This window comes from Faecalibacterium tardum (genome assembly GCF_040096515.1).
Classification (GTDB): Bacteria; Bacillota; Clostridia; order Oscillospirales; family Ruminococcaceae; genus Faecalibacterium; species Faecalibacterium tardum.
In genome coordinates, this window is the sequence record NZ_JBBMEO010000059.1 from 1 (window position 1) to 5,141 (window position 5,141).

Here is a 5,141-nt window from a genome sequence, read left to right on the forward strand (position 1 = left end):
AGAAGAAGTCGAAGCACAAAAAAGCTAGCGCTGCGCCAGTCGGCGCTAGCGCTTTAACGCTTTTTTCGCTTCTCCATCTATAGCCCCTCAGTCGCTGCGCGACAGCTCCCCCCGGGGGAGCGTTCCCTCCTGCAAAGTTTACGGCTTTGCCGGAAACTTTTCCGCCGTGCCAAGGGCTCTCCCTTTGGGAGAGCTGGCAAGCCCGACAGGGCTTGACTGAGAGGGCGAGTCCTTTTCCCGCAGCGCCGCGCTTTCGCAGAAAGCGGCGCTGCACCTGCCGTTTTCCTCTACGACCCCACCCGTGAAAATGCAATGCCGGAGCGTCCGCAGACGCTCCGGCATTGCTCTATTAAAAATAATTTTTCCGCTGATGATGCGCAGAGCGAAGCGGAGCGCATTTAAAATCCTCCCACGGCAAGAAAAAAGCTGCTGCACAGAGCGTGTGCAGCAGCCTTTGGGTTGTTACCCGATGTAGCTGATATTGGCGTCCAGCTCGCCGCTGTAACCGTTGATGCGGGCCTTCTCGGTGCCCTGCCACAGGTCACAGCCGATGGGGCTGGAGGAGACGCCGTAGTGGGCGTTCCAGATGGTGTAGCGGCTGCGCAGGGTGTTGTAGTTCACCCGCTTGCGGTACCATGTGGTGGAGGCGTACACGCCGGGCTTGTAGCCCAGCGCCTTCACCCGCTCGCAGAAGGCGATGGCGCACTTGGTACGGTCCTCAGCACCCAGACCGTCGGCGCGGCCGGTGCCGCCCGGGGCGGTGGAAGCCTCGGTGTCATAGAAGATGGGGTAGTCCAGCATCCGGCCGTTCAGCGCCCAGTTGCAGGCCTCGGCCTCCTCCTGCGCTTCGGCCTCGTTTACGGCCTGCGTAAAGAAATACACGCCCACCTTCAGCCCCGCGTTGCGGGCGTTGGTGAAGTGCTCTTCGAACATGGGATCCTTGACCAGGTTTCCCGCAGCGCCGTAGCCCCGGTAGCCGATGCGGATGATGACGAAGCTCACGCCGGATTTTTTGATCTTGTTCCAGTCCAGCCCGGACTGATACTTGGACACGTCGATGCCAAAAGTCACATTGTCCTGTTTGACGCCGTTGGCATCGAAATAATACAGCTTGCCGTCAATGGAGCGCAGACCGGTGACCTTTTTGTTGGTGCCCTGCGCGTAGTAGTAGGTCTTGCCGTTCTCGGTGCGCCAGCCGGAGTACACCGGCTCTTCTTCTTTGTCCTTGGTGCCGAACAGCCAGTTGAACAGCCAACGGAAAAAGCCGTTTTCATCGGTCAGGTCGATGCACTGCGCCTCGGCATCCTCCAGTGCACCGGAATCCAGCGCCTGCTGGATCTGCTCCGGGGTCAGCAGTACGCTGTCCTCCGGGGTGTGCTGGCTGGCGGTGTCGTTCTGGGGGGTGTCGTCCGCTGCGGGAGCCTGCGGGTCCTGCGCGGCCAGCTCCGGGGTCTCTTCCAGCAGTATGGCAGGGGAGTTCTCCTCTTCCAGGGCGGTATCCTCAGCGGGCTGTGCCGGTGTTTCCGGTGTTTCAACAGCTTCTTCCGGCGCAGTCGGTGCGGTTTCGGCGGTTTCCGGTTTTTCCGCTTGCGCCGGGGCAGGCTCAGCCTGCTGCACGGTGCTTTCCGCTGCCTGTTCCGGGGCGGCGGTCACTGTGCTCTCCGCTGCTGGAGCAAGGTCAGCTGCTGCCGGGCTGCTTGCCTGCGGTGCCTCGGCGGTAACATGGGGCACGACCGCACCCACGGTCAAAGTTTCCGGCTGTGCAGACAGCAGGGTCGCTGCCCCTGCGCCGCCCACAGCCAGAACCAGCGCCATGGTCAGCGCTGCAATGGCTGTCACCGCCTTGCGGCGGGCTGTGCCGGATCGGTCAAATCGCTTTTTCATCTGTCGTCTCTGCCTCCGAATCTCCCGGTGGTGCAGCGCTGCGCTGCACCGGGTCTTTGCCCCTTGCCCGGGGCGGGCCCGCTTTTATTCCACGCCGCCCATGCGCTTATGATAAAAAGGACGGCGGATGATAACTTTACGCTTCCTCTAGTATACACCCGCACGCGGGGAGCAGTCAACGGCACAGCGGGCTTCTACACAAATTCTCCACCGGGGCAGTGTGTCGGAAAATGTTCCAAATGGAATACGTTCCGGCAGGGCAGAACATTGCACAAAGCCGAAATTTCACAATTTTTCCAGCAACCTCTTGCTGTCTTGACAGGTGTATGGTATGATACAGAACATACGTTCGTAACCTTAACGATCTGTTTTGGATAGAAAGGCAAGTTTTATGTCGAAGCTGAAAGAATTTTTGGCGCGGAAGGATATCGTCATCTCTCCGCAGCGTTACCTCATTGACGCACTGGGCGCAATGGCACAGGGTCTGTTTGCCAGTCTGCTCATCGGTACCATCATCAAGACGGTGGGTCAGCAGACCGGTCTAGCACTGCTGGTGGATCTGGGCGGCTATGCTACGGCCATGAGCGGCCCCGCCATGGCCTGCGCCATCGGCTGGGCACTGCACTGCCCGCCGCTGGTGCTGTTCAGCCTGATCACCGTGGGCTACTCGGCCAATGCGCTGGGCGGTGCAGGCGGCCCGCTGGCCGTGCTCATCATTGCCATTGTGGCAGCAGAGCTGGGCAAGGCGGTAAGCAAGGAGACCAAGGTGGACATCCTTGTCACCCCGCTGGTGACCATTTTTGCAGGTGTTGGGCTTTCCATGCTCATCGCCGCCCCCATCGGCGCAGCCGCAAGTCAGGTGGGCACTCTTATTATGTGGGCCACCGAGCAGGCTCCGCTGGTCATGGGCATTCTGGTGTCGGTCATCGTGGGCGTGGCACTGACCCTGCCCATCTCCTCTGCCGCCATCTGCGCCGCACTGGGTCTGACCGGCCTTGCCGGCGGCGCTGCCGTGGCAGGCTGCTGCGCCCAGATGGTGGGCTTTGCCGTGATGAGCTACAAGGAGAACGGCGTAGGCGGCCTTGTCAGTCAGGGGCTGGGCACCAGTATGCTGCAGATGGGCAACATCATCAAGAACCCCCGCATCTGGATCGCCCCCACGCTGGCCAGTGCCATCACCGGCCCGCTGGCTACCTGCCTGTTCCACTTTGAGATGAACGGCGCGGCGGTCTCCTCCGGCATGGGCACCTGCGGTCTGGTGGGTCAGATCGGCGTTTACACCGGCTGGGTCAGCGATATTGCCGCCGGTACCAAGGCTGCCATCACCCCCATGGACTGGGCTGCCATGGCGCTGCTGTGCTTTGTGCTGCCCGCCGTGCTCAGCGTGGTGTTCTGCGAGGTGGAGCGCAAGCTGGGCTGGATCAAGGAAGGCGACTTGAAGCTGAACTAAATCGTTATAGTTAAACCACCGGAGCGTCTGCGGATGCTCCGGTGGTTTTGTTTGTAGGGGGACGAACCCTCTCAGTCTCGCATACGCTCGACAGCTCCCCCGAGGGGGAGGTGGCATCGCGCAGCGATGACGGAGAGGGTTTACTCCCCCAAAACCCCATGAAAAAATACACTCAAATTGCATAAAATACGCATATATTTAAAAATATTTGCATAAAGATACAGATTGAACCAAAAGAAAAGCGAAACGGGTGCTATGTTTGGCAGTTTTTAGCATTGACGGAAAACCCGCGCTGCGTATAATAAAAGCATCAACCGCAAACGAAAGACAGAGGATGCGAAGGGAAATGCGCATCAGAAAACAAAAGTGTATTTTTATTAAAGGAGCGCGTTTATCATGAAAAAGGAAAACATCAAAAAAGTCGTGCTGGCTTACTCCGGCGGTCTGGATACCTCCATCATCATTCCCTGGCTGAAGGAAAACTACAACAACTGCGAGGTTGTTGCTGTTTCCGGTGACGTGGGTCAGGGCACCGAGCTGGACGGTCTGGAAGAAAAGGCCAAGGCTACCGGCGCATCCAAGCTGTATGTGCTGGACTTGAAGAAGGACTTTGTGGAGAACTACATCTTCCCCACCCTGAAGTTCGGCGCTAAGTACGAGGACTACCTGCTGGGCACCAGCTTTGCACGTCCGTGCATCGCCAAGGCACTGGCTGATATCGCCATCAAGGAGGGTGCAGATGCCATCTGCCACGGCTGCACCGGCAAGGGCAACGATCAGGTGCGTTTTGAGCTGACCCTCAAGGCACTGTGCCCGGATATGGCCATCATCGCTCCGTGGCGTGAGTGGGACATCGAGAGCCGCGACGAGGAGATCGACTACGCCGAGGCGCACAACATCCCCCTGAAGATCAACCGTGAGACCAACTACTCCAAGGACAAGAACCTGTGGCATCTGAGCCACGAGGGTCTGGATCTGGAGAACCCCGCCAACGAGCCCCAGTACAATAAGCCCGGCTTTCTGGAGCTGGGTGTCAGCCCCGAGCAGGCACCCGATGTTCCCACCTATGTGACCATCCACTTTGAAAAGGGCGTTCCCACCGCTGTGGACGGCAAGGAGATGGGCGCTGTGGAGCTGGTGGAGTACCTGAATAAGCTGGGCGGTGCAAACGGCATCGGTCTGCTGGACATCGTGGAGAACCGTCTGGTGGGCATGAAGAGCCGCGGCGTGTACGAGACCCCCGGCGGCGCTATCCTGTACAAGGCCATCGACGTGCTGGAGACCATCACGCTGGATAAGGAGAGCGCTCACTTCAAGGCACAGCTGGCACAGAAGTACGCCGATATCGTGTACAACGGCCAGTGGTTCACCCCGCTGCGCGAGGCACTGGATGCCTTTGCCGACAGTCTGGAAAAGACCGTGACCGGTGATGTGAAGCTGAAGCTCTACAAGGGCAACATGATCAACGCCGGTGTGACCTCTCCGTTCACCCTGTACGATGAGCAGACCGCTTCCTTCGGCGTCGATAAGGATTACGACCAGTCCGATGCCACCGGCTTCATCAACCTGTTCGGCCTGTCCATCAAGGAGCGCGCAAAGCTGTCCAAGAACTGGCCGGAGGTCAAGTAATCGCAACATTTTCGACTGCGTGTGTTTTCACACTTTCACACGCGGGTTCTCACACCGGCATCGTTGCCGGCGGCACCGCCGCAGGAGCGTTTTCCCCTGCGGCGGCTTTGCCGTTTTTATAAGAAATATATTATCGGCAGAAATTGCACCCTCATCCGTCATGCCGCTCCGCGTCATG

3 protein-coding genes are annotated in these 5,141 nt (G+C 59.0%); 2 read left to right on the forward strand and 1 reads right to left on the reverse strand.

The features are described from left to right. Nucleotides 1–462: 462 nt before the first annotated feature. Nucleotides 463–1,884 (reverse strand): GH25 family lysozyme, encoded by a 1,422-nt coding sequence (locus WMO44_RS14290; RefSeq protein WP_349152980.1) that lies wholly within the window; start codon nucleotides 1,882–1,884, stop codon nucleotides 463–465. 391 nt (nucleotides 1,885–2,275) lie between these two features. Here WMO44_RS14290 and WMO44_RS14295 point away from each other — a divergent pair, with 391 nt between their 5' ends. Together WMO44_RS14295 and WMO44_RS14300 are read left to right on the forward strand one after the other, a co-directional pair. Then, nucleotides 2,276–3,334 carry a PTS sugar transporter subunit IIC gene (locus WMO44_RS14295; RefSeq protein WP_055186678.1) on the forward strand — a complete coding sequence of 353 codons (1,059 nt, stop codon included), beginning with the start codon at nucleotides 2,276–2,278 and terminating at the stop codon, nucleotides 3,332–3,334. 396 nt (nucleotides 3,335–3,730) lie between these two features. After that, complete coding sequence (locus WMO44_RS14300) at nucleotides 3,731–4,963, forward strand: argininosuccinate synthase (protein ID WP_316538523.1); 1,233 nt, start codon at nucleotides 3,731–3,733, stop codon at nucleotides 4,961–4,963. Nucleotides 4,964–5,141 lie beyond the last annotated feature (178 nt).

Bases quoted from the DNA above. Each gene is read 5' to 3' on its own strand.
- WMO44_RS14295 (WP_055186678.1), top strand. From the start codon at position 2,276: ATGTCGAAGCTGAAAGAATTTTTGGCGCGGAAGGATATCGTCATCTCT.
- WMO44_RS14300 (WP_316538523.1), top strand. From the start codon at position 3,731: ATGAAAAAGGAAAACATCAAAAAAGTCGTGCTGGCTTACTCCGGCGGT.
- WMO44_RS14290 (WP_349152980.1), bottom strand. From the start codon at position 1,884: ATGAAAAAGCGATTTGACCGATCCGGCACAGCCCGCCGCAAGGCGGTG.